This is a genomic window from Chitinophaga sp., from assembly GCF_017745275.1.
Taxonomy (GTDB): domain Bacteria; phylum Bacteroidota; class Bacteroidia; order Chitinophagales; family Chitinophagaceae; genus Chitinophaga.
Genome location: NZ_JAGHZS010000009.1, coordinates 136971 through 163603, shown reverse-complemented (window position 1 = coordinate 163603; position 26633 = coordinate 136971). Strand labels below are relative to the sequence as shown.

At 44.9% G+C, this 26633-nt stretch carries 20 protein-coding genes; 14 read left to right on the top strand and 6 right to left on the bottom strand.

Annotated elements, in window-relative coordinates; genetic code table 11:
• Positions 1 to 24: 24 nt before the first annotated feature.
• Positions 25 to 489: a carboxymuconolactone decarboxylase family protein gene (locus J7623_RS25780; RefSeq protein WP_291926178.1), complete on the bottom strand. Its 465-nt coding sequence runs from the start codon at positions 487 to 489 to the stop codon at positions 25 to 27.
• 232 nt (positions 490 to 721) lie between these two features.
• On the opposite strand from J7623_RS25780, the gene J7623_RS25775 reads away from it, so the two are divergent.
• Genes J7623_RS25775 through J7623_RS25765 form a run of 3 tightly spaced genes read left to right on the top strand, consistent with a single transcriptional unit; the run spans position 722 to position 3706 of the window.
• Positions 722 to 1942 (top strand): acyltransferase family protein, encoded by a 1221-nt coding sequence (locus tag J7623_RS25775; protein WP_291926175.1) that lies wholly within the window; start codon positions 722 to 724, stop codon positions 1940 to 1942.
• Between the two features lie 19 nt (positions 1943 to 1961).
• Entirely contained in the window at positions 1962 to 2993 is a 1032-nt protein-coding gene (locus J7623_RS25770) for a sensor histidine kinase (RefSeq protein WP_291926173.1), read from the top strand.
• Positions 2993 to 3706: a LytTR family DNA-binding domain-containing protein gene (locus J7623_RS25765; RefSeq protein ID WP_291926171.1), complete on the top strand. Its 714-nt coding sequence runs from the start codon at positions 2993 to 2995 to the stop codon at positions 3704 to 3706. Before J7623_RS25770 ends, J7623_RS25765 begins: the two co-directional genes overlap by 1 nt.
• Positions 3707 to 3731: 25 nt before the next feature.
• On the opposite strand, the gene J7623_RS25760 is transcribed toward J7623_RS25765, so the two are convergent.
• The gene (locus J7623_RS25760) at positions 3732 to 4700 is read right to left on the bottom strand and encodes a DUF5996 family protein (RefSeq protein WP_291926168.1); all 969 of its coding nucleotides are present in this window, start codon (positions 4698 to 4700) and stop codon (positions 3732 to 3734) included.
• A gap of 970 nt (positions 4701 to 5670) precedes the next feature.
• Between J7623_RS25760 and J7623_RS25755 the strand changes: the two genes are divergently transcribed.
• Together J7623_RS25755 and J7623_RS25750 are read left to right on the top strand one after the other, a co-directional pair.
• Entirely contained in the window at positions 5671 to 8682 is a 3012-nt protein-coding gene (locus J7623_RS25755) for a TonB-dependent receptor (protein WP_291926167.1), read from the top strand.
• A 27-nt stretch (positions 8683 to 8709) separates the two neighbouring features.
• A complete protein-coding gene (locus tag J7623_RS25750; protein ID WP_291926163.1) occupies positions 8710 to 10359 on the top strand; it encodes a RagB/SusD family nutrient uptake outer membrane protein in 1650 nt (549 codons plus the stop codon).
• 63 nt (positions 10360 to 10422) lie between these two features.
• Here J7623_RS25750 and J7623_RS25745 read toward each other — a convergent pair whose 3' ends face one another.
• On the bottom strand, positions 10423 to 10974 hold the full coding sequence (locus J7623_RS25745; RefSeq protein WP_291926160.1) for a YbaK/EbsC family protein: 552 nt from the start codon (positions 10972 to 10974) through the stop codon (positions 10423 to 10425).
• Positions 10975 to 11134: 160 nt separating this feature from the next.
• Between J7623_RS25745 and J7623_RS25740 the strand changes: the two genes are divergently transcribed.
• The 6 genes from J7623_RS25740 (at position 11135) to J7623_RS25715 (ending at position 22193) form a co-directional block, all read left to right on the top strand.
• A complete protein-coding gene (locus J7623_RS25740) occupies positions 11135 to 13402 on the top strand; it encodes a hypothetical protein (RefSeq protein ID WP_291926157.1) in 2268 nt (755 codons plus the stop codon).
• A 218-nt stretch (positions 13403 to 13620) separates the two neighbouring features.
• Complete coding sequence (locus J7623_RS25735; RefSeq protein WP_291926154.1) at positions 13621 to 16749, top strand: TonB-dependent receptor; 3129 nt, start codon at positions 13621 to 13623, stop codon at positions 16747 to 16749.
• 30 nt (positions 16750 to 16779) lie between these two features.
• Positions 16780 to 18522: a RagB/SusD family nutrient uptake outer membrane protein gene (locus J7623_RS25730; RefSeq protein ID WP_291926151.1), complete on the top strand. Its 1743-nt coding sequence runs from the start codon at positions 16780 to 16782 to the stop codon at positions 18520 to 18522.
• Positions 18523 to 18629: 107 nt separating this feature from the next.
• Complete coding sequence (locus J7623_RS25725; RefSeq protein WP_291926148.1) at positions 18630 to 19436, top strand: AraC family transcriptional regulator; 807 nt, start codon at positions 18630 to 18632, stop codon at positions 19434 to 19436.
• 83 nt (positions 19437 to 19519) lie between these two features.
• Entirely contained in the window at positions 19520 to 21304 is a 1785-nt protein-coding gene (locus J7623_RS25720; RefSeq protein WP_291926146.1) for a DUF885 family protein, read from the top strand.
• 88 nt (positions 21305 to 21392) lie between these two features.
• Positions 21393 to 22193 carry a DUF4382 domain-containing protein gene (locus tag J7623_RS25715; RefSeq protein WP_291926143.1) on the top strand — a complete coding sequence of 267 codons (801 nt, stop codon included), beginning with the start codon at positions 21393 to 21395 and terminating at the stop codon, positions 22191 to 22193.
• Positions 22194 to 22277: 84 nt separating this feature from the next.
• Here the strand turns inward: J7623_RS25715 and J7623_RS25710 are convergent, their stop codons facing one another.
• Positions 22278 to 23306, bottom strand: a complete 1029-nt coding sequence (locus tag J7623_RS25710) for a hypothetical protein (protein WP_291926137.1) — start codon at positions 23304 to 23306, stop codon at positions 22278 to 22280.
• A gap of 208 nt (positions 23307 to 23514) precedes the next feature.
• On the opposite strand from J7623_RS25710, the gene J7623_RS25705 reads away from it, so the two are divergent.
• Together J7623_RS25705 and J7623_RS25700 are read left to right on the top strand one after the other, a co-directional pair.
• A complete protein-coding gene (locus J7623_RS25705; RefSeq protein ID WP_291926134.1) occupies positions 23515 to 23814 on the top strand; it encodes a hypothetical protein in 300 nt (99 codons plus the stop codon).
• A gap of 208 nt (positions 23815 to 24022) precedes the next feature.
• The gene (locus J7623_RS25700; protein ID WP_291926131.1) at positions 24023 to 24541 is read left to right on the top strand and encodes a hypothetical protein; all 519 of its coding nucleotides are present in this window, start codon (positions 24023 to 24025) and stop codon (positions 24539 to 24541) included.
• A 69-nt stretch (positions 24542 to 24610) separates the two neighbouring features.
• Here J7623_RS25700 and J7623_RS25695 read toward each other — a convergent pair whose 3' ends face one another.
• Together J7623_RS25695 and J7623_RS25690 are read right to left on the bottom strand one after the other, a co-directional pair.
• Positions 24611 to 25126 (bottom strand): hypothetical protein, encoded by a 516-nt coding sequence (locus J7623_RS25695; RefSeq protein ID WP_291926128.1) that lies wholly within the window; start codon positions 25124 to 25126, stop codon positions 24611 to 24613.
• Positions 25127 to 25158: 32 nt separating this feature from the next.
• A complete protein-coding gene (locus J7623_RS25690; RefSeq protein ID WP_291926125.1) occupies positions 25159 to 25494 on the bottom strand; it encodes a hypothetical protein in 336 nt (111 codons plus the stop codon).
• A 363-nt stretch (positions 25495 to 25857) separates the two neighbouring features.
• Between J7623_RS25690 and J7623_RS25685 the strand changes: the two genes are divergently transcribed.
• Positions 25858 to 26619 (top strand): hypothetical protein, encoded by a 762-nt coding sequence (locus tag J7623_RS25685; protein ID WP_291926122.1) that lies wholly within the window; start codon positions 25858 to 25860, stop codon positions 26617 to 26619.
• The last annotated feature ends 14 nt before the right edge of the window (positions 26620 to 26633 follow it).

Below are 26633 nucleotides of genomic sequence, written 5' to 3'. Positions count from 1 at the left end.
TAAAAAGTGAGTGAATGTACGAATTTATTTTGCTTGTTGATTAAACATCCCTGGCTGGTAACCGCCTGCTGTTGGGAGGAAGGCGGCATTCAGGCGATTGTAGCTGTTGATCGCAATCGCTGCCATCGTCAGGTCTACCAGTTCTTCTTCTGAGAAAACTTCCCTGCTGGCAGTATATACTGCTTCCGGAACATGTGCGCTGGTAACGGCTTCTACCCAGGTAAAAGCAGCGCGCTCACGGGCAGTATAAACAGGAGAGTCTCTCCAGCCACTTAACATATAAAGACGCTGTTCTGTTTCCCCGATCGCCCGCAGGTCTTTGGAATGCATGTCCAGGCAAAAAGCACAACCATTGATTTGAGATACCCGGAAATAAATCAGGTGTAATAACGGCTGTTCTATAATAGATTTAGAGAGATAAGCACCTATACCGTTTAATGCTTTGAATGCGCCCTGTCCTTTCTGAAAATAATTAATTCTTGGTTCCATGATACGTTTATTTATTGTTGAATGTTTGCGTTTATACAGGAATAATGACTGACTTAAATCAAATTGGACATCCTACCGGAAAATTTTTTTGAAAAACGGGTATTTTTATGGGAGAAGCCCTGTGGTGGCTGATTTTATTTTTTTTTGTCCTTTCATCACCGGAATCTGCCCAAACGTCAAATATCTTTTAACACCCCGCCTGCCACTAATAAGTTTGTATAAAATCTCCTTTATGCAACCACAATCGCCCGACAGGCAGGCTTATTTAGATTGGCTAAGGGTATTAGCCATCCTTTGTGTATTATTTTTCCATGCTGCTATGCCCTATGTGGCCGAATGGGGCTGGCATCTCAAGAATAAAGAGACCAGTAATATGTTGCTGGAGTTCAATGATTTTACCCACCGCTTCCGGATGCCCCTGCTTTTCTTTATTTCCGGTACCGTCAGTTATTATATGCTGCAGCGCAGATCAGGCGGCGGTTTTATTGGCCTCCGGTTCCGTCGCTTGTTTGTACCATTGCTGATGGGGATGTTGGTCATTGTACCACCGCAGATATATATGGAGCGCCTCACACAGGGTTTTTCAGGCAATTACTGGGATTTCTACAAACATATGTTTACTTCCGGTACTTATCCCCGGGGCAATATCAGCTGGCATCACCTCTGGTTCATCTGTTACCTGCTGATATACGATATTGTATTTGCCCCTGTATTTGCCTGGTTTACCTCCCCAAAAGGAAAGGCCTTGCTTCAGAAGGCCAACTGGATAGGCCATGGTAGATATATTTATTTGCTGATGATCCCCGGCGTACTGGTATATACTTTTATGATATTGCAGTTCCCTGAAACCAATATGTTGGTCAACGACTACGCTTTCCTGCTCTACTGGCTGTTTTTTGTACTTGCCGGCTTTTTCTGTATTGCCAATCCCAGCTGGATGGATAGCCTGGAGCGTAACCGCCGCTTTTCGCTGACAATTGCCTTTACGTTAACGATCGTGATCAATTATCTACGCTGGAATAAGCGGGAACCCTGGATGCTATTCGATGATTACAGGCATGCACCGGCCACCTATATATTTTTTGCTATATCGGCGATTGCTGCGTGGATGTGGGTATTCGCGATTATTGGATACGGTAAGAAGTATCTCAACCGGAAAAGCACCGCATTACTCTATCTCAATGAAGCCGCCTATCCTTTTTATATACTGCATCAAACCATTATTGTGATACTCACCTTTTACATCACGCAAACCCCTGATGAAGTGGCGTTGAAGTACGCCTTCACGGTGATTGTTACCTTCGCACTGAGTATGCTGATTTTCCACCTGTTTATCCGGCCCTTCGGCGTGATGCGGTTCCTGTTTGGCATGAAGCCCCGGCAGCCGCGGGAAAAGAAGGCCCGCGAAGAAGCCATTCCCCTGTCATTACCTGCTGAAGCCATAACCGTATAATTAGTTGTAACTTTCAATCATGATGAAGCGAACATTCTGGAAGTACCTGTTCCCCGCGCTGTATGGACTGCTGGTATATTATACCATCCGTCTGCTGGCAGACAGCAGCTCAGGGACGCGCTTCTGGCACCGGCCTTTGTTGCTCAATACCATTGAAGTGCTATGCAGCATTGTGATGGGCTACATCTTTATATGGATGCTCAACCGGCTGTTTCGCTTCTTTGATGAGAACAGAACCGCCGGGTTGTCCTATCGCAGCATAGTGAATGAGCTGGGATATGTTTGCCTCCTGAACCTGGTGGTACAAAATGCAACGTTACTTCCCATGGCCGCCTTAACAGACAACGGGCTGCAATGGGAAGATGTAGTGGATATCAACGTGATCCCCTTGCTGTATTCGTTGATTTATTACGGTGTGCGGCGGAGTAATATTTTCCTGCAGGCATATGTACAAAACCAGTTGCAGTTGGAGAAAATAGCCAATGATCAACTGCAAACGGAACTGAAATTTTTAAGGGCCCAATATCATCCGCATTTCCTGTTTAATGCCCTGAATACTATTTATTTTCAGATGGATGAAGATGTAGCGGCCGCCAAGAAAACCGTGGAGCGCTTTTCAGAACTGCTGCGGTACCAGTTGTACGATCAGCAGCAAACGGTGAGCATCCGCCAGGAGATACAATATCTGCAAAACTTCATCGACTTACAACGAATACGATCTTCCACAAAGCTGCAGTTGAGCGTACATTTCGATGAGCAGCTGGGAAATGAACAGGTGTATCCTTTGCTCTTTTTGCCGCTGGTGGAAAATGCGTTTAAATATGTAGGAGGCAATTTTCATCTCCGTATGCAGATGACCAAACAAGCCACTGAAATATGTTTTGTAGTTGAAAATGCATTGCCGGAGCACGCCGGTATTGCCCGCAAAGGAGGCATTGGCCTGGATAACCTGAAAAGAAGATTAGAATTACTTTATCCCGGCGCACATACCCTGACCATACAAACTACCCGTGATACTTTTTTAGCCGAATTAAAATTAATATTGAACTGATGGAGCGCTTTCATATAAAATGTATCATTACAGACGATGAACCCATTGCTGCTAAAGGGTTACAGGGCTATGCCGCCAAAACAGGCTTCCTGGAGGTTGTCACTACCTGCGAAAATGCCATTGAGCTGAATGGGGTATTGAAACAACAACCGGCAATAGATCTCCTGTTTTTGGATATTGAAATGCCTTATATGACAGGGATCGAATTCCTGAAAAGCCTTCCTCATCCGCCTAAAGTAATTTTTACGACAGCCTATGAACAATATGCCATACAAGGGTTTGAGCTGGATGTACTGGATTACCTGGTAAAACCTGTTTCGTTTGAGCGGTTTCTGAAAGCGGCTAATAAAGCATATGATTATTTTAGCGTACAGCAGCCCGGAGATCAATCATATATTTTTATTAAGTCAGATACCAAACTCGAGAAACTGTTGTTCAACGATATCCTGTTCGCAGAAGCACTGGGGAATTATGTGGCTTTTTATACAGCAGATAAAAAAATAGTGACGCATGCCACGCTGAAGTCGGTACAGGAAAAGCTGCCATCGCGACAATTCTTCCAGCCGCATAAATCCTACCTGGTCAACATGCAACATATCAGTGCCATCGAAGGTAATATTCTGCACATGGGCACCTATGAAGTACCTATCAGTAAATACCAGAAGGAAGAGGTGCTGGAAAAAATCGTCAACAATAAATTATTAAAGAAATAAATACGTAGGTACGGTACCGTTAGTATCACGTTTCTTCCTTAAAGCAACCAAACGCATTTTCCAGGTGAGATAGGTCGCATTCCAGGGCTGCACGGTCCCATTGGCCGGTATTGGCAGCGGCCTCATAGGTCGACTGCAGGAAGTCCAGCAGTGTTGCTTCCGGATCATCGGCCGTTTGTACGTCGGCGTAATGGAGTAAAAATTCTCCCATTTCAGTGCTGTAAAAAGCAGCAGCAGGTTTCACCGGTTGCTCCGCAAAAGCAGCAGGAGCAGGGTAGCAGTAGGCATAAAATGCTGCATGCGGGTATTGCTCATTGCCGGGCCAGAAGCCACAGGAGCTTACTTCTTTGGAATAGGCTTCCTGCATTACAGCTGCCGGCATATTAGGTGCCTGGCCGGGATGCAGGGGAGCATCTCTGCCAGAAAACCGGGTAACTGCCAGGTCGAAGGCGCCCCAGAAAAAATGTACCGGGCTGCATTTCCCGGTGAAACGGGTTCTGAAGCGCGTGAATACATTATGTATTTTCACAAGTGCCTGCCAGCAGTCTTCCATCTGGCGGGCATCGTAAGACTGGTGTATCGTATCTTCTTCAAAAGGAATGGCATTGGGGATCTCGCTCGGCATGCCATTGATGCTGACATCAATGCCTAATACATCGAGCTTTTCAAAAAGTTCCTGGTAGAAACTGGCGACTGTTCTGGGCTGCAGCGCTAACGTCTCCCGCCTACCCATACTGGTAATAATGATCAGCTGATGCTGCATGAAGTTGAAATCTATCTGGAAAATACCGTCCTGATACGGTACACTTCCTGTGCTCAGGCCATCAGGGGTTACGTACAGTGTTACGTGCCACGAGTGATTCAGCCACGGCATTTTCCGCAAACGGATTTTTCCAACGATCTGTGTCCAGAGATGTACGGTGGCAAGGGTATCTTTCCAATCGTTATAGGAAAGCACCGGCCAGGAAGTATTTGTTACGGCGTTGTTTCGCATATGTAGAGCTGCATATAGCAGTTTAACAAAATGAATGAAGTAAAGTTTAGTGTAGTAAGTTTTCGGAAGATGTTACCCCGCTCAGAAAAGAAGGTAGCGTAGTTATTTTGTGAGGCGGTATCAAAGGTGCTGGTTGAATAAATCAGGGTGAAATTAGGAGATTTAGATAGATGTAGAAAGATGAAATAAATAACTCCACGCACCATCCCCTCCCTTTTAAATTCATGTTGGCACAAGTATTTTTTCACATAGAAAACATCCGCGCAAAACACCCATTCATCCCCGGCATAGCGGCATATTACGAAACCGATTTCGTGAGCCTGCATGGCTCAACGGCATGATGTTTCCTCCTTTTTACCCGATCGGAGAACAAAAATTTTTTTTCTTTCTTCCAAGTGAAATACTAATTTGGTCGTAGTTGGTTCCACGTACCTTTCTCCAAAAAGAAATCACATTTTGCGTTATGAGGAATTAACATCTTTTTGCGGTATTGGTCAACCAATTTCTATATCCGGCATCGTGCATTTGGAATACCCATTTCAGGAAAAAAACAACCAGAAGTTGTACGTGATTTTTTATGCGAAATAAAATTCAATAGCCATTTATTGCGATGAAATCTATTGCTGTGGCGGGATGTAGCAAATCATTCCAGTCCCCGGAATCAGTTGTGCGATATCGTCAGTGAGTACAGGAACGTCCGCATTGCGGCATAGGTTTGTCTGAAAGGCACTACAGGCAAGCCAATTCAACCAGATGACATTAAGATAATAATCTGATAACACGATCTGCTATTAATTCAACAGCATCATATTTAGTTTTATGGCGTAAATACTCCTTATCGATTAAACATGAATGTATTACCAATTGCACTGAATGCTTTACGCCTGGCGGATTTTAAGCTAATGCATCTTCCATTCAAGAACAGCAGCCATTAACATTTAAAACAAACAAGCCACTTAAAGATTGCTTTATGAACAAAATCTATCAATGTAGGTTTTCACTGCGGTTTCCTGTAAAACTGCTGCCAGCTTTCCTGTGCTGGATTGCCTGCCTTTGTCTGGCTTTGCAGCCAGTACAGGCGCAGGATAAATTCAGGATCCAGGGTAAGATCACCGACGACAAAAATCAACCACTTCCCGGTGTGAGCATCTCTGAAGCCGGCACCCGTAGCGGTGTAGTAACAGATGCAGAAGGTAAGTATCGTTTAGACGTTGCCGGTAGTAACAGCACATTGCACATCGCTTTTGTGGGCTACGAAAGCAAAGATGTTTCCGTAAACGGCTCCCACACACTCAATATATCACTGGTGCAGCAGTTGAAACAGCTCAACGACGTAGTTATCACCGGGTATGGTAAAACCAGCAAAAAGAACGTCATCGGCGCTATCAGCTCTGTTAACTCCGGTGAGTTCACACAAGGTGTTATCGCTTCCCCATCTATGCTGCTACAGGGTAAGGTACCCGGCTTGACCATCACCAAAAGTGGTAACCCGAATCAAAACCCAACAGTTATATTAAGAGGTCCTTCTACCTTGCGTAGTGGCGCCCAGGAGCCATTCTATGTAATCGATGGTGTGCCCGGTGCTCCTATCGACATGGTAGCCCCGGATGATATCGCCACTATCGATGTACTCAAAGATGGTGCTTCTACCGCCATCTATGGAGCCAGAGCGGCTAACGGTGTAATCATGGTTACCACCCGCCGCCCTAAGGCTGATCAACTGCGTATTGCGTATAATGCTTACGTAGGACTGGAAAAAGTATCGAAACGCCTGGAAGTACTTACCGGCGATGAGTTACGTAAGTACCTCGCAGATAACGGTCAGGTATTGGCCGCCGCCAACAACGATGTATATCCGGGTACTACTACTCCCGTAAACACCGACTGGCAAAAAGAAGTACAGCAGGACGCCGTTTCCCACAGCCATAACCTGGCGGTGATGGGCGGCGCCAAAAGTACTACCTATGGCTTCAGCGTGAACTACCTGGACAATCCCGGTATCATCAAAACTTCTTCCCTGAAAAGATTAGGTGTACGCGCCAACATCGATCAGCGTGCGTTTGATGATCGCCTGCGCCTCGGTCTGAATATCTTCAATACCGCTACTACCCAGAATAACGTGCCAGATGCGGTATTCGGTAATATGCTCAACTACCTCCCAACCGTACTGCCAAAACGTGCTGATGGCACCTATACAGAAGACTATGCCGGCAACATCCGTGGTAGTAATAACCCGGTGTCGCTGATTGACAACAACAGGGACCAGACTAAAATCAACAAGTTCCTCGCCAACGGACTGGCAGAAGTGAAGATCCTGCCTGGACTCACTTATACACTCAGCCTTTCCACTCAACGGGAACAGGTAACCAGGAATGTATATTACAACAGCCTCTCCGTACTGGCAAAAGGTTTGAATGGTAAAGCCAATCGCCTCACCTGGACCAACGCCCGCAATATCATCGAATCTTATTTTAACTACGATAAAACAGTAGGTAAACATAATTTCAAAGTGCTGGCAGGTTACTCTTGGCAGGAAGACCATAACGGCGACGGCTTCGGCGTTACCACCCAAGGTTTCGGTAGCGACGCACTGTCCTGGAATAACCTGGCCTTGAGCAACCCGCCTCCAGGTACCGTGGTATTTGATAACTCCGGTTCTACCACACTCACCACATTACGTCTCATCTCTTACTACGGCAGGATCAACTACCAGTACGCAGATAAATATTATTTCCAGGCCTCCCTGCGTAATGATGGTTCCTCCGCATTCGGTAAAAATAATCGCTGGGGTTACTTCCCCGCGGTATCAGCCGGCTGGCGTATCAGCCAGGAGCCTTTCATGAAAGCGAATAATATCTTCGACGACCTGAAATTGCGCCTGAGCTACGGTAGCTCCGGTAACTCACTCGGGTTTGATCCACTGGCTGCACAACTGCAATACAGCACCACCGGCCGTTACTACGACAATGGTAACCTGATCAACGCCATCGCACCCGTACAGAATGCCAACCCGGACCTGAAATGGGAACGTACCGGTATGCTGAATGCGGGTATCGACTTCGCCCTCTTCAATGGTCGCCTGAGCGGTGCCATCGACTACTACGATAAACAAACATCCGACCTGATCTGGAACTACCCGGTAACCACTACCCAATACATTACCACTACTTTGCTGGCCAACGTAGGAAAGGTGAGCAATAAAGGAATTGAAGTAGTACTGAACGCAGAACCGGTGCACACCAAAAATTTCTCCTGGAAAACATCGGCCAACGTTTCCCATAACACCAATAGCATCAGCTCTTTGTCTAACGGCCGCTTTACGCTGAAAGACATTCCTACCGCTATCCTCGGCGGTAAAGGTCAATCCGGTAACTGGAGCCAGAAAGTACTGGAAGGCCAGCCTATCGGTACCTTCACCCTGTTCCATTACCTCGGTAAAGATAAAGACGGCGTTTCCACTTATCAGAAAGCTGATGGTACGGTGACTACCTCTCCGGCTATCGGTGACCTGATGCGCGCTGGTAATGCACAACCTTCCATTACTTATGGATGGAGCAATACCTTCACCTGGAAAGGATTTGATCTGAACGTATTTATCCGTGGCGTATCCGGCAACAAAATTCTGAATGCCACCAAAGCTGCATTGAATACACCTACAGATGCTAAAGTGACGAACATCCTGAAGTTTACAGCAGGGGAGTCGTACAACGACAAAAACTCTTTCATGATCTCCGACAGGTTCCTGGAAAACGGTTCCTACCTGCGTATGGATAACCTTACCCTGGGATATACTTTCGGGATCAAAAGTAATTACATCAGCAAACTACGTGTATACGGCAACGTGAATAACGTATTCACGATCACCAAATACACCGGCATAGACCCTGAAATGGACCTCGGTGGCCTTACACCAGGTATCGACGCCAGGAACTATTATCCCAAAACCCGGTCTTTCATCTTTGGTCTGAATGCTATTTTCTAATCAATCTCTTTGTTTAAATATCAAGATATGAGATCAAATAAAATCCTTTACATTTTCCTGCTTGCCGTAACGGCGCTGGCAGCATGCCGCAAGCTGGATGTGGATGTGGAATCAAAATATACGCCATCAAACTTTCCTTCCAATAACGCCTCTTATGCCGCAGCTATTGGCGCGGTATACTCCCAGCTGGCCAACACCAAATCCGGGGATGCTACCTACTGGATGAACGGTACCGGCTTCAGCTACGGCGTGGATTACTGGATGTTGCAGGAGTTTTCTACAGATGAAGCCATCATTCCTGCCCGCGATGGTAACTACGACGATGGCGGTAAATATCGTTTTATGCACCTGCATACCTGGGGTAGCAGCCATCCCTATGTAATCAGTGCCTGGCAGTGGGGATTTGGTGGTATCAATATCTCCAATAACGCCCTCAACTTAGTGAAAGCATTACCAGATGGCGCCTACAAAACCTCTTCTGTAGCGGAATTGAAAGCGATGCGCTCCCTGTTCTATTTCTTTATGATGGACCTGTACGGTAATATCCCCGTACTGGATAGTTTTCCGGCAAGCACACCACCGGCTACCAAACAACGTAAAGAAGTATTCGCCTTTATTGAGAATACGTTGAAGTCAGCATTACCCAACCTGACCACCAAAGTAGATGGAAGCACCTATGGTCGCGCCACCAAATGGCTGGCATTTGCCCTGCTGGAAAAAATGTATCTCAATTCTGAGTATTATACCGGTACACCGCGTTATGCAGACGCTGTTGCAATGGCAGACAGTATCCTCACCAACGCACCCTATTCACTGGAGGCAGACTTCACTTCTATCTTCAAACCGGATAATGGTCCACAGATTAAGGAAACGATCTTCGCTATTCCTTATGATGCCAACCTGATTCCCGGTTGCCACTTTACACGTTTCTGCCTCCATCCTTTCCTGAAAGCACGTTTCGACCTGCCGGATGCATTTGGACCTAGTGTGGCATTAAGCACCATTCCCGATTTCTATGCTTACTTCAACCAGCCGAATGATGTACGTAACAACACCTGGCTGGCTGGTAAACAGTATAACAAAGACAGTACAAAGAACATTGTACATACCACTACCAAAACCCTGGATGCTTCATCCACAGGTCCTGATACACCGATCGACTGGTGGGTGGAAATCTCTCCTGACCTCACGCTGAAACCAGGTGGTGAAGCGAAACTGGATGTTGGGAACGACCTGAAAGGACAATTGAAAGGCGTACGTTCCATCAAGTATTATCCTGACAAAAACGTAAATACTTCCACCCGTTTCCAGAATACTGATTTACCGGTATTCCGTTTGGCAGATGTGATCATGATGAAAGCTGAAGCGATTCTTCGTGGTGCCACACCTACCGTGGTAAAAGGAGAACTGCAAACAGCTGATGTGCTGGTGAACAAAATCCGTTCACGCGCCGGCACTACTCCATGGGTAGGTACTACACTGCCTATGCTGCTGGAAGAACGCGCCCGCGAATTTGCCTGGGAAGCCTGGAGAAGAAATGACCTGATCCGCTTTGGTAAGTTTGAAGGCAAGTGGGGCTTTAAACCGGCCGACAACGATGTTTTCCGTCGGGTGTTCCCTATTCCTGCCATAGAGCTGGCATTGAACCCTAACCTGGTGCCTAATCCGGGATATTAAATAGCTTTTAGCAGTTAGCTTTTAGCTTTTAGTAAATGCGGCGAAGACCACATTGGCTAAAAGCTAACTGCTAAAAGCTATTTCCACCACTTTCGGCGCATGCCCTGCATAATCAAGAAAATGCGGCATGATCCAGTTCATAGGTACCTTCATATAGCCCGTGGTGGTGCCATCACTGCAGCCATACCATTCCTCCGAAAGAATATCTTTGTCGATCACCACCTGTATCTTATTTTCTTTATCCAGCATCACCCCAAAAATAGTAGCGGCTCCTACGGAGGTGCCTAACATGCTGTCCAGCAACTCCACCGGCGCAAAAGACAGCCTGGAAATATTCAATACAGCACTGAGGTCTTTTGTTTTAAAAGGCTTATCCGCTGTGGTAATAAACAGGTAAAAATCAGTTTGCTGACGATTACAGAGAAACAGGGTCTTCACCGTTTTCATATCCAGTTGTTCGTTAATCCGGATACAATCTTCCATGGTAATCGCTTCGTCTGTATCAACACGTTCAAACGGCACTTCCAGCTTTTGTAACGTTTGGTAAACCATTTCCTGCAATCTGGTTTTAAATACCGCCGGTGCCGTGGTGATGGGCTCACTTACATAGATCATCAAAGCATACTTTTAGTTCATGTCACGAAAATAAGGAGGGATATTGATATTTTCCGGAAAGCATTTTAGGGAGATGCTATTGATTTTACCGTATATTTTTTATTTTAACAAACGTGCAGTCGGCTCAAACTCCTGGAAATAGTACCCTAACAGCAGTATCATGAAATACCCGGTATGCCTGGCCCTTATGTTCTGTTTATTTATCAGCCACGTTTTTTCTCAGAACCGCGAGGCAATGGATCAGCTGGCCCGCCAGCTCGATACTGTAAAGCCATCTGCTCAAACGGCGCTGTACCTGAGAACCAGCAAGGATAGATATATTGCAGGAGAAGACCTTTGGTTCAATGCTTTTGTATTAAACGCCGGCGATTATACGCTATCCACATTGGATAATACACTATACCTGCAATTACAGAAAGCAGGAAGCGACAGTGTATTATGGGAAGAAATGTATCCTGTAGGTAATGGCATGTCCTATGGTCATGTATACCTGCCACAAACGCTCACAGATGGTGAATACCTGCTGAAAGGATATACCGCACATTCTTTCTTTGAAGGACAGCCGTATTATTACGCCATGGCCCGTATCAGCGTGTTCAATGATCCCAAAGAAATCAGGGCCAGGCAAATCCGCCTGCAGCAAAGTAAAGCAACATCCGGCGGAGCTGTTCAGTTTCAATTGTTCCCGGAAGGTGGAAACCTGTTAGCAGGCGTACCTAACCGGGTGGCTTTTAAAGCTGTTAATAGCAACGGTCAGCCTGCGGACGTTACCGGAACATTATTGAAAGGAGATATACCGGTGCTGCATTTCAATACAGTACATGCTGGGATGGGCAGCTTCCTGTTTACGCCGGAGAAAAATGTTACCTACCAGGTGAAGCTGGCCAATCACCAGGATAGCGTGTATGCAGTACCCGCAGCGGTAACAGGCGGACTTTGTATGCGGTTATTGAAAACCACACAGGATAGTCTGAGCGTGAAAGTGTTGGCGCACGACGTACCACAGAAAAGTAAATTTTATCTCCGCTTGCAGGTCAGAGGCGCCGTCATGTTTATCGCAGCCGGTGAAGTAGCCGATAGCATGACGGTGAAAATGCCTGTGCAGCAAATACCTGCGGGCATAGGAGAATTAACGCTTTTCGATGAACATTTACGGCCCGTAGCAGAGCGACTGGTATACCTGCACCTGGAACAACAATTCCATATCAGCATCAGCCAGGTGAAAAATGAGTATCACCCCAAAGAAAAGGTGTCTTTAAAAATTAAAACCACCGATGCCAATGGCACGCCCATACCCGCTGTATTTAGTTTGTGTGTATACGATAACTTGTTCCGCAATGCGGAGCAAACGAATAACATCCTGAGTTATTATTATCTTTCTACACAAATACGTGGTAAGATCTGCAACCCCGCTTATTATTTCGATAGTACACATGCTAACCGCCGGGAGGCGCTGGAGCTCCTGCTATTGACGCAGGGCTGGCGTAACTACACCTGGAACGCTGCCACGTTAAGCCAAAGCCATCAACTGACACCAGTAGTATCAGATACCCTGCAGGCATGGGCTACACCGGAAAGAAAAAGCGGTAAAGATAAAAAACCGCTGTCGCTCATGTTTCATAATTATGATAAAACAAGGAGCCAGTTTGTAACGGTAGATAGTGCCGGGAAATTTTATCTCACACCAACCGACCTGGCAACAGGTCCCCGTTTTTTTATTAAATATTTTCCGGAGAAGGAAAAAATATATGGTATCCGGGTGGAAAATCCATTTGACGCGATTCGAAAGGCCGGCAGCATAAATGCTACCACTTATTTACTACCTGATACTTTCCCGGCTCCAGGGAAAAAACAAGTGGACACCACTTATATCCCTTATGGGAAAACGTTAAAAGAAATCACGATTACCGGTAAAGGGCCCGCATATGCAGACCGGTACCTGGGATACCTGGACAGCATCGCAAAATATGAAGGGAATACAGACTATGTAGGGCTTTGTGGTTGGCTGAATTGTCCGGATTGCCGTACTGACATAAAGCCGGTGGAGGGGAAAACGTATAACATGTTTACACAACCAATCACCAGGCATTATAAGGTGCTTTTAACCAGGGATAACCATAAAGAAGTAGTATACCATTATCCAACATACACAGAAGCAGAATTGCTCCGGCTCACTAAAACGGCCATCACAAAAGGTTATTACCAAAGCCGGGAATTTTACGAACCGGATTATGATAAAGAAACGAGTCCGGGCATTGATGCGCGGAACACTTTGTTATGGAAACCGGTAGTGGTCACTGATAAAAATGGAGAAGTCATCGTCCATTTTTTTTGTTCTGATGTAGCCCGCCAGTTTGTTGGCATCGCTGAGGGGGTAACAGGCGAAGGACTGCTAGGCACCGGGCAATTTAATTTTCAGATCAGATAAATGGTAGGGGAGTTATCTATAGTTCTTTTACCATGGCTGATTTCAGAAAGATACTATCTGTTTGTTAATCCTTACCTGCAAAAATAGTATTTGTAATAGTCAAATTATGGGTGGTATTCTGGATAACATAGTAAGACCTTTAATGCAGATTCAGGATATTATCAACCGGAACAATGAATGAGTAATTCCACAAATTAGCTATTTACACAATTTTCACTATGAGCCAATCTAAATCGTTACTGTGGACGATCGCATTGCTATGCTTTGTCCTACAGGGAATGCGTTTGCACGCGCAGGAAAAAATTACCGTCAAAGGTACAGTTACCGATTCTATCGGGTCTCCATTGCTTGGCGCTACAGTGAGCCAGGAAGGAAATATCAGGGTAGGAGTCGTTACTAATGCAACAGGTCACTTTGAATTGGCCGTACCATCCGGCAGCCGTATCAAAGTGACGATGACCGGCTTTCATCCTGCTTTTGTCATGGCAGGTGCCACACCTATCACTGTTGCATTACATCCCGCTGCTACAGACTTAACAGACGTGGTAGTAGTAGGATATGGTACACAGAAGAAAACCAAAATGACGTCGGCGGTGTCTTCTATGAACGCAAAAGACATCGCATTGATTCCCACTACTAATTTATCGAATGCGTTGGCTGGCCGTATGTCAGGCGTTTTCATCAGCTCACCAACAGGTACACCTGGTATTGGATCAAACGTGAAAGTGCGCTCTGCATCTTCCTTTAGCAATAGTGCCGTGGAGCCATTATACGTGATTGATGGAATTGTACGGGACAAAACAAGTTTCGATGCATTGGATCCCAATGAAGTAGCAGATATCACCATTTTAAAAGACGCTTCTTCTGCCGCTATTTATGGCTCCCGTTCTTCCAATGGCGCCATCCTGGTAACCACTAAAACCGGTAAAAGTGGATTGGCAGTGATCAATTTCAATGCTACCTATAATACACAGCGGGTAGGTGCCCTGCCTAAATATATGCCGGTGAAAGATGGACTGAATTTAAGTAAATCAGTTAACGGCGGCTTAAGCGATGAAGAAATCAACTGGGTATTGAAAAATAATCCCAATGGGGACAACTACTACAAGGCAGCCTATACCAATCCTAACAGTCAGCGTTATGCCCTGAGCGTGTCCGGAGGTAGTGAAAAAATAAAAGCTTATGTAGGTGGTTCTTATGTGAGTGAAAATGGATTCCTGCCACAGGTAAATTATAAAAAATACAACCTGCGCGGTAATGTAGAAGCCAACCTGGTAAAAAACCTGACACTCGGTCTAAACCTGAGCACCAGCTATGGTACCCGTAGCCGTTTCAACTTCACTTATGATTATGGTTCTGATGATCTGAATAATCTCTGGGGTAAACTGCTGTACTGGGATGTGTTTGCCTCTCCTTATATCAATGGTAAACCAAATAACCCGGGTTGGTTGGGAAATCCTATTGAGATGATGAGAAATGGAGGATACTGGCGTAACAACAATCAACAGCTGGATGCATTGGTGACCGCTGAATACAAAATACCCGGCGTAAAAGGACTGAGTATTAAAGGTACTTACAGTAAGAACTATGATAACAGCTTTGTAAAAACATTCGCTAAAAAACAAACACTCTATAATTTCAAAAAGACAGGTCCTAATGGCTTGATCTATACCGACACACTGGTGGGCTCCGTGATGAGCGGCGATCCGGGTACGCCATATTTAGGCAACATCTACGAGCGGACTAATAACTATCAGCTAAACGCCCAGGTGAACTATGACCGCACATTTGGTAAGCACACAATAGGTGGCTTGCTGGTGTATGAGCAATTTGAAGGTTACTGGAACAGGTTTGGCTTAACGAAAAATAATTTTCCGCTGGCAGCTAAAGACCAGTTCTTATATACCAGTGCAAATAACGCAGATTGGGCTGCAGGAGGTAGCGAAAGCGAAAGTGGAAGGCTGTCTTATATCGGAAGGATCAACTATGATTATGACTCCAAATACCTTTTTACAGCATCCGTTCGTAGAGATGGATCTACCAACTTTGCACCGGATAAGCGTTGGGGATGGTTCCCTTCCGTATCAGCCGGTTGGGTAATTTCAAAGGAACAATTTTTTAGTTCATCCGCAGTGGGGCACGCCGTTGACTTTTTAAAACTGAGAGGATCTTATGCTACTACCGGTAATGATGTGTTGGATAAAGATGATCCCAATAGCAGATGGAGATGGATGGAACAATATATTATCTCAGGTAATGCCTACTTCCTTGGTAGTAACGGCGGCTCTGTACCAGGTTTAACTTATGGTGGGCTTCCCAATAATAACCTGACCTGGGAAAAGTCAAATTCCGCCGGTGTAGGGATCGATGCAACGATATACAAGAATATCAGGTTCAGCTTTGATTACTGGAAACGCCGTTCTTATGACATTTTAGGTACCAGGATCCTGGCTGTTCCTTCTGAGTTTGGTGGTACTTTACCGCCGGAGAATTATGGTAAAGTAAATTCCAATGGTATTGAAATTGAACTGGGCTATGATAATCATATCGGCAGCAATTTCAACTATCATGTAAAAGGAGTATTTACCTATGCTGCCAATAAAGTTGTCAGGAAAGATGTAGCAGCCAATACGCAGGATTATGCTAATCCAAATGGGAAAACACTTTCATATGGAACCGGCTACCAGGCGTTAGGTATTATACGTACACAACAAGACCTGGATAAATTACCGGCGGGTTATACCATCAATGGCGTTGCTCCGGCGCTGGGTGATATGCTGTTCGCTGACTTAAGCGGACCAAATGGAAAACCAGATAATAAAGTGGATAGTTATGATAAGGTGGTATTAGGTAATTATTTTGGAGCAGACAATGCACCTATTTCTTACGGCCTGAACGTAGCGGTATCGTATAAGGGCTTTGCAGTAGAGGCACTCGTTTCCGGCTTAACCGGATATAAAGTTTCATACAATGACCCCTGGGGCAGAAACTTTGGCGGCGGCGGAAAAGTACCTGCTTACCATGCTGATTCCTGGACTACAGATAACCCCAACGGTAGTACGCCAAAGATATATCCATGGGGTGATCCGCATTCAGCCAGTTATACATGGACGTCCAGTCTCAATGTATTCAACGGTGGATTTTTACGGATGAAGTATTTGAATATTAACTATAACCTTCCTGGAACTGTGTTAAACAAGCTGGGCTTTAAAGATGTGAAAATATTTTTAGCAGGTTCCAACCTCTTTAATATCACCAAATTTAAGCTGTATGATCCTGAGATAAAGGGATTCATGAGCTACCCAACCACGAAAACTTTCACCGCTGGTATTGATATCAGGTTGTAGAAAGGTGTGTTTATTTTAAAAGCTAAAAAAATGAGAACTAAGTTTAATATAGCCAAACTAACCTTGTTTGTACCCTTCCTGATGATGGGATGCAGTAAGGTCCTTGATAAAACAAACCTTTCTGCTGTCGGGCCCGACCAGGTATGGACAGACGTAAACATGTCTACTGCCTACTTAAATGCGATTTATTCGAACCTGATGCCCGGTAATACCAGTGGTAGTGGCAACGAAACAGATGAGGGCGTACCTTACCAAAAACAAACCAATGATTGGTTCCGTGGCACCGCTACCTTTGACTCAAAGGATAATTTCGATATGTATTTCAGGATACGTAATATTAATATTTTGCTGGGAAATATTGAGAAAGCAACCTTTAGCCAGGATGATAAAAATAAAATAAAAGGACAGGCGCTTTTTTGGAGAGCATGGGCTTATCACAAACTGGTGAGTACCTACGGTGGTGTACCGCTGATACTGGAAGCGCAAACGCCTACATCGGATTTGACAACACTGCAGCATCCGCGTAATAAAACGTCAGAATGTGTGACTCAGATTTTGAAAGACCTGGATGATGCCATTGCTTTGTTGCCGGATGCCTTTACAGACAATGACATGGGCAGAATAGACAAAGGTGCTGCGATGGCTTTTAAAGGAAGGGTACTGCTGTTTTTTGCCAGCCCTTTGTTTAACGGCTTAGGTGGCGTGGCTTCCTGGCAGAAAGCCTACGATGCCAACAAAGCAGCCAAAGAATTTTTAGACGCCCGTGGGAAAGGATTGTACAGCCCTTACAGCAAAATATGGGACGACGAGTTGAATAAAGAAGTAGTGATGGTACGCCGCTTTAACTATCCACAATCAACCTATTTTCAGGGAGGTTTAATCCCACTGGATTGGTCTAAAGATGATGTGGGCTACGACCGGCCTTCTCTTGAACTGGTAGATGCTTTCCCTATGAAAGACGGCTCCGGCTGGTCATCGCAGGCAAGAAGCTATGATACCTTGTTTAGAAACAGGGATGACCGCTTCTATGCAAATATCTACTATAACGGCGCACCTAATCAATATCTGAAGGGAATGCGTGATGATAAAACCTATCTGTGGACTTACTTTACCAACATTACCAATTACAGCGGTACTACAGGATTAGAGGGCGTGCACAATTCTATTACACAGGACCCGCTTTGGTCTAATTCCAGTTTTTATCGCATCAAAGCCATTGATAAAAACATTGATAAAGGTACTGTCTATAATGCTGCCGTCGACTGGATTGAAATTCGTTATGCAGAAGTATTAATGAACTATGCCGAATGTGCTAACGAAGTAAATAACACGGCTGCTGCTTTGGACGCATTAAAGCAAATCAGAAGCCGTGCAGGAATTTTACCAGGAGCTGGTGGCAACTACGGTATTGCAGCCACCACTCAACCAGAGGTTCGCAGCGCGCTTCAACAGGAACGCTTTGTGGAGTTCTGCTTTGAAGGTAAGCGCATGGACGATTTACGTCGCTGGAAAAAGTTCGATTACCTGAGAGGCTTGCCTCAGCGTCATGGTATCGCGGTATTGCTGAAAGCCGGTCAGCCGGATGTAAGCCCGCTGTCGGATATCAACACCGTATGGAATAGGTTTACTACCACGGTAATTACTACCGATGCCACCAATATCGCTATTAAAGACCAGTACTATATTTACGGTATACCCAAGATTAATTTAGACAGGAACCCGTTATTAAAGCAGAATAATAACTGGGGAGGCGATTTTGATCCTTTACAATAATTTGATGGACGGATTTGTTAAGAGCAGGGGCTGACCAATACGGTCGGCCCCTTTCCTTTGCGGTAAATGTGCAGGAATATTTTATTTTTAAGACTTAATCCATAGATATGTCAGGGTTTATTCCGGTACAGCTTGCAGCAGGCACCTACGTTGGCACTAAGGTGAAAGAACGTACGTTTGGTGCGGTCATCACCAGTGAAACTAACTTTGCGCCCAATATGGCGTCAGCCTGGCACTTTCATGTAAACCCGCATTATTCACACATCCTGGAAGGCGGAAGCAAAGAACTGAGAAAAGAAGGAACAGACAGGCAATATGCAGGCACTGGTCTTTATTACCATCCTGGTATAGCACATCAAAATGTGAACTATCTCCCGGGTACCCGTATATTCAATATAGAACTGACTCCTGATTTCTTTGCAACCTATGGATTGTCGTATCCGCCACCATCGCTGATGTGGGGAGAAATGATGCAATTGAATACCGATGGCCTGGTTCGGATCATGAAAGAACACTATCTCAATGATGCTGCATCTGTCATTGCCATGGACCAACTGTGTGTTGACCTGGTAGCTCCTTGCCAGCAGGACTTCCGATGCTTCCCCGAATGGACGAGGAAAATCCGGGAGATCATGCACGATCACTGGGATACACCGTTGTCACTGTGCTTCCTTTCAACACAACTGGATTTGCATCCGGTGACCATCTCCCGCTATTTCTCCCGTTACTTTGGCTGCTCTGCAGGTGAATATCTCCGGAAAATAAAAGTAGAACGCGCCATTCCCCTGATAAAAAAGCGACAGGCTTCTCTTACCCGCATTGCCTATGAATGCGGGTTTACCGACCAGGCCCACTTCACTAAAACTTTTCTCCGTATTACTGGTCTGCGCCCCAACCAATACAGGAGGATCTGACCGGCAGGTTAATCCCATACAATTTTAGCGATCAGCCGTGCATTAGTTTTGTGCCAGGAAAGTAGGTTTAAAGATGAATAGCTATGATTAAAAAATTATTGATTAGTGGGTTGATAACAGTCGGGGTATTAAGCACAACCACCATCAAGGCACAGGAAAATAACCCACAGCTGCGCCAGCTTTTTGACGACTACTATGCAGCGCGGATGAAACTGTTCCCCCTGGAAGCTACAGCCGCCGGCTTGCACCAATACGATGATCTCTTGCCTGTAGAAGGAGGAATACCTTATCTGGAAGATACAGAGCTATTTTACCGGACTTATCTCCGTAAGCTGAAAAAGTTCGATCACGTTAAGTTGAATACGGGCGACCGTATTTCGGCAGACATCCTCGCTTATACATTGCGCACAGGTTTGGAGGGTATACCCCTCCACCTGGAGTACCTGCCTATGAACCAGTTTGTATCTACACCACTGGAATTGGCGTCATTAGGTTCCGGTGATGGCGATCAACCCTTTAATACCGTGAAGGATTATGAGAACTGGGCCAAACGTATGGCGGCATTTATGGAATGGTCAGATACCTGTATCGCCAATTTCGACAAAGGAATAAGGGAGGGTATAGTGTTGCCAAAGGCACTGGTCCGGTTGATGATTCCTCAAATGGAATCACTGGCAGAAAAAGATACCACCAAAAATATTTTCTACAAGCCATTGTCGAAAATGCCGCCTTCCTTTACAGCTGCCGAAAAAGACAGGATCACAAAGCTATATCAACGGGTGATTGCCAGCAGGCTGCGTCCGGCGTATCAGCAATTAGCCCGCTACCTGAAGCAAATCTACCTGCCGGCGGCGCAGGAAAAGGCCGGACTTTCCGCCCTGCCATTGGGAAAACAGATATACCGGTATTATGTACGTTCGTTTACCACTACCAGTCTTGCCCCGGACACAATTTATCAGATAGGGTTGTCAGAGGTAGCAAGAATCCATGCAGAGATGGAACGGATAAAAACACAAACAGGGTTTACCGGTACATTACCGGAGTATTTTACCTGGCTGAAGACTAACCCTCAACTCATGCCATTTAAGACGCCGGAAGCCGTGCTGGATGCTTACAGGGCCATCTATCAGAAAGTGCTGCCACATATACCGGCCTTATTTGGTCATGAGCCCCAAACACCTATGGAAGTACGGAGAGTGGAAGCATACCGGGAAGCCGCCAGCGGCGGGCCTTTCTACATCAAAGGAAATATCGCGGAAAAACGCGCCGCTATTTTATACGTACCGGTACCGGATGCTACGAAGGTGAATGTTACCTTCTACGGAATGGAAGCTACTTTTATTCATGAAGGCATCCCCGGGCATCATTTTCAGATTGCATTGCAACAGGAAAACAAAGAAATTCCTGCCTTCCGGCGGCAACCGTCTTTCAGCGCCTATTTTGAAGGTTGGGCGTTATATGTAGAGTCGTTGGGGGAGAAGATGGGCTGCTACACCGATGCTTATCAGCAAATGGGGGCCCTGAACAATGAAATTCACCGGGCAATCCGCCTGGTCTTGGATGTAGCCATCCATACCGGTAAAATGACCCGCGAAGAAGCCATTGATTACATGATGGCCAATGAATCCGTTAGTAAAGCAATTGCCACCGCAGAAGTGGAACGCTATATGGCGATGCCCGGACAGGCGCTGTCTTACAAAATCGGTGAAATAAGCATCAGGACGCTGAGAGATAAACTAAGCGCACAGCTAGGCACACGCTTTAACCTGCGCGATTTTCATGATGCCCTGCTGGCTTATGGGGACATGCCATTACAAGTATTGGAAAAATATATGGACAACTGGGCTGCCAATTATCAGCAGCAATAAAGAACCTGTTGGCGCCATACCAGCCGGCCTCTGTCATATGGCATAAATCTTGATAAGTAGGGTTTGTATCGAATAAAAACCTACAATCATGAAAAACCAGATCACACTTGGCTTAGTAGCTTTGTCTATGGCTACTGCTTTTCTTTCCTCATGTTCGAAGGATGACTCAAATTCCAATGGAGGAAATGCACGCATGACCGTTTATCTTACCGACGCACCCGCTCCCTATGACGCTGTATTGGTAGACATACAGGATGTACAAGTGAATGTTTCAGCAGATGCCAACACTACTACCGGATGGCAATCATTGCATGTATTGCGTCCCGGAGTTTATGACCTTTTGAAATTCAGAAATGGATTGGATACGGCAATAGCTTCACAGGAATTACCTGCCGGTAAAATTTCACAGATCCGGCTGGTACTGGGCAGCAACAACAGTGTAGTGATAGGCGGTGTGGCACATCCACTGGAAACACCATCTGCACAGCAATCAGGCCTGAAGCTCAATGTAAACGCCAGCCTGGTATCCGGGGTAGAATACCGCTTATGGCTCGACTTTGATGCAAATCGTTCCATCGTTGTAACCGGCAACAATAAATATATCCTCAAGCCGGTGATTCGCACTTATACCCAGGCAATGGGTGGTTCTATTAAAGGAATTGTGCTTCCTCCTTTAGCAGTGAAAGGGGTATTCGCAATCCAGGGTAGTGATACCATTGCTTCTGCTATTCCCGATGTAACCACAGGCGCATTCCTGATGGCCGGTTTAAATGCAGGGGCTTACAATGTAGCAATTGCTGGTAATGGTATTTTGAAAGATACCGTAGTCGCCAATGTAAACGTTACAGTAGGACAGGCTATCAGCATCGGTAGTATTACTCTTCATTAATCAAAAGATACCAGCATTATTTAATTGCCGGCATCTGAATCTGACATATCAGGTTCTGGTGCCGGCAAAATTTTTTCCTTAATGTCAGGGAATGCTCATTTTCCGGATCTTAGCTCCAAGATTGTCTGTGATATTCCCTTCAGCAATATACAAGCAGTTCTTCTTCTTCTTTATAAAATGTATATGATTAAATGATGCTTTAGTACCAATCCCATCTATAGAAGGATGAGGCTCATTGGTATGTGAATTGTTTAATTGCCCGGCAATAAGGGAATCTGTTTCAGTAGCTAAAGACATTCTGTCAATAACACATTTGTCCAGTCTGGGCTTATATACAACACTATCTGCTTCCCCAAGTACAAAGTTGACAAACTGGTTGTCATAATATTGGGCCGTCGTTACTATTGTTGTTGCTAAATCCAGTTTATAAATTCCAAACATGTTGCCCCAATAAAGAAATTTTTCATTTGCGGTGATATCCAAACTTCTAAAGGAATTGTTATATAACCTAAATCCCCTGGATAAATAGTTACTGCTATCTAAACGACACTGAACAGCATTGTAATCAACTAAAGCATCCACTATAATATGCCCTGTGTAACTGGCAATATACAGGTGTTTACCTTTTACGTTCAAATCAGCTATGTCTTTGAGATCACTAATGGTATCGGGTATCACTTGTATTTGTCCGGATGGGTCACGAAAAGAGCGGGAATAGGAGAACACCATAGATGACACGTTACCGTATTTAGTAATCTTTCTGATCCGGTGATTATTTTTATCCACTACATACAAATTATTATCTGCGTCAATAGCCATTCTTCCAAGGTCATTAAACCGGGCTGATACACCGGAACCATCATTGAAGCCAGCTTCTCCTCCGGCAAATAGTGATTTATGTCGCCCCTTTATCTTATAAATTTTATTATTTACGTTGTAGAAAATACTGCCATCATCAGCAATGGCCATTCCTCCTGTAACGCCTTCTATATCCATCACAGTAGTAACTTTGTATAAAGTATCCCGATCACAATCAATAGGAGGGCCATCATTTTTATGGCAGGCCACAATAGATGCTAGTATCAGCATGGAGACGAATAAGGTTTTTCGCATGGTTTATAAGGTTTTTCAAGTGACCCAAAATACTAATTTTCCGATGCAAATGTAAACCAGTCACAACCACTTCCCTGTTTCGTTTGTTTAAAGATGATAAAGGCTCCAAAAAGATAGGTTTTGCTGTAACAAATAATGGATGAAACAATGCGTCTGTAATTCCCTCCCGCATGTTGAAAACTTGTTTACCTCTTAAAAAACATTTGCAATGCGTACTTTATTAAAAGTAACCTGCCCGGTGGAAGCCTCTAACAAAGCCGTGGCAGATGGTACAATGGTGAAAATTGTTAAGTCAGTAACAGAAAAATTCCATCCGGAAGCCACGTATTTTCTTCCTTTGGATGGTTGCAGAACAATGTTGTTCGTCTTTGATCTTAAAGATTCATCAGACCTGCCAGTCATCGCTGAGCCTTTCTTTTCATCACTTAATGCCAAACTGGAGTTTACTCCCGTTATGAATGCGGAAGACCTGCAAAAAGGACTCGCCAATGCAGGAGTGGTGAAATAGAAATTCGTATCCTGAATGTTGTTAACTTGAATTGTTGGTATATTCTCGGGCAATGGTTTTGCCTGAAAATGGAAAACGGGTGTCCTGGTATTTTTGAGACACCCGTTTTTCTGTACATGCCTAAAGCCTGGTTTATCTCTCTTTACATTTATTTGTATGATTTGTAATCGGTTTACTGTTCTTTTGCATAAAGTAATCGTTTTAGAGAATGCCAGTTATTTTTCATGCCGTACAGAAACTGTTGAATACTTCAAGAATACAAGCCGTGAAATATGTTTCGGAGCCGGCGTTGGGGCAGCAATTGCATAGCTGGTATGCCAAATTGTTAAGTACCGGCTTTCCCGGAAAGTTGCTCGTTATGTATGTACACGAGCCATCTTTGCTGGCTGTTATATGCCGCGGAAAAACAGTCGCAGGCACCTGGAATGAATTTCAACGCCGACTACCAGTTTTATTACAAAAGGTAGGATTTAAAGAAGAACAAATCCGGTCAGAGATGAGCCAGATGGAGAGCTATGTGGTAGCCAAAACAAATAGCAGGTCCATGATTTCTTATATGAACCAAATGGCACCAAATTTAGAATGGCATGACTATCCTTCTTATAATGATATCATTTTAGATGAAATGGAAGAGCGGATGCTCCTTTATCTATATGATGCACATACTAAGCCTCAGTCCTATACCAGTTCCCTCGAGTACTGGCATAAAGCATTAAATCAGGAGTAAAAAACTATGCCCTGCCACGGGAACCGTATGGTTGGCGGCTAACAGCTAGCAGCCGTTAGCCGCTGATTGTTAACTCATTTGTTTTATAGCTTCCGGGAACTGTGCCGGGTTTCTGCCATAAAGCTTTTTTCGTTCATAGGAGAATCCGAGTACAGCCCCTGGGAATACTTCCACCAGTGCATTCACCAGCGGATCTTCCCCATTCTTTCGTTTCAATGGTAGCTGGTATATTTTCCCGGTATGGTCTCCCACCATCATGCTTTCCTGTGGCACACCATTTATTTTCAGGATATGCGGGTATATCCATACCACATTGGATGGTGTTTCCACAAGTTCCAGTAAACGGCTGTCATGGCGTGTTTTAAAAGAGGTAGCCAGCAGGGTGATGGCAATGATCACCAGTGCAACACTAACGGCGGTAGCCCATCCCGGTGGCAGGATGCCGGTCTGCGTATAACGGAGGTAGCTTCCTCCGCCTACAAGGATTCCCAGGAGAAATGTACCGGGCACCCAGTACCGGATAGTCATTTTAGTAGCGGATAGTTTTTTCCGGATGCGTTCAAGAACAATTGTTTTGCTGTCCATAGCAGTTGAGATGAATATGAAGGATTTATTTTTTACTTAAAATAAATTACCAGTCCTGCTATTACGGCTATGATCAATAACCAAGCGCCATAGCGTTGTATAAAGGTGAGGCCCACCGCTGTCCGCTCTGCCTGTGCCTGGGTCAGCAGGGCGGCCGGCCAGTATTTCTTTTTTACATACTTGCTGCAGGAACTGCAATACACACGCGCCCGTGTACTGTGTGTTTTTAATATCTGCCATCCCAATATTCCTGTGCCACTGATAATATGGTCAATGTATAATGTTCCGTTAGTGGCCTGGCAATGAGGACAACCCTTTATGATAACGGGGAGGTGCTTCACGGGTTCTGTAGTCTCTATGCTTCGCATGCAGTTCTATTTTTTATTGGTCCTGTAATTTCTTTTGCGCCGTGCTGTTTGATATGGGCAATGCTCAAAGATAGCCGTGATCTTCGTATTATAGTATTTCAAGGCATCTACATAACATCTACAAGTAAATTTTTTATGTATCTACAACTGATCTATTGTAAGATTCATTGTTTTGATAATCAGGTATTTAGATAGTAGAACAACGGAAAAGTTGCTGTTATATCTTTATCCGGTTATCACTTTATGACGACGCATCTTCATTGCCCTACCATTTGTCACTCATCTCCCCTAAATGTAGTTCGTCGGAAAACGGCTGATGTTCATTCCTGCCAGTGCTATTTTCGTCAGATAATTTTTTATCAAATGAAAAAGCACTTATTGTTTGTACAACTGTTGGCGGTTACCCTCTCAGCGATCTCCTGTAAAAAGAATACCGACCACAACTCCAATACCAACATACCAGAAAAGAATGTGGTAAAAGGAAAAGTAACTGATACACAGGGCAGGCCGTTGAAAGGGGTATCTATCCTGATTGACAATACCATTATCTACAACAGTTATATTTCAGGTACTACGGGAGATGATGGTACCTATAAAGTTGAATTGATAACCGGCGCCTGGCAGGCATATGCCAGTATGAAAGTGCCCTATAACGGAAAAACATATACCATTGATCTCCATCCGGATAATAACAGTGGTTTCGGAGGAGATGGCGCAGTGCGTAACTTCTCCTGGAAGCTCACCGGCGCCAAAGCGGAGCCCATGACCGGTGTTTATGGCGGTATCATACTGGTAGATAAGCACGGAATAGGTGATATCTATGATACAGAAAATATTGAATTCACGTTAACACCAGTAGGGAATCTGATAGACGGAACTGCAGGACAGGTGATCAAACGAAGCCTGGGCGCATCCGGGTCAGACCTGGAGCATAAATTATATGATCTGCCCATGGGCAGGTATACCGTTTCAGCTGTGTATCATGGTGCTGCCGGAAGCCAGCCCATAAAGCTGAGAGACCGGATCAACAATACCAACGGCGCTTTTGCGTCCAGTCTGCAACTGAACTTTGAACCTTCTACCAGCGAGGGCTACAACATGGCCATGATTGAATGGGAAGGCTGATAAAGAGGTTGGGA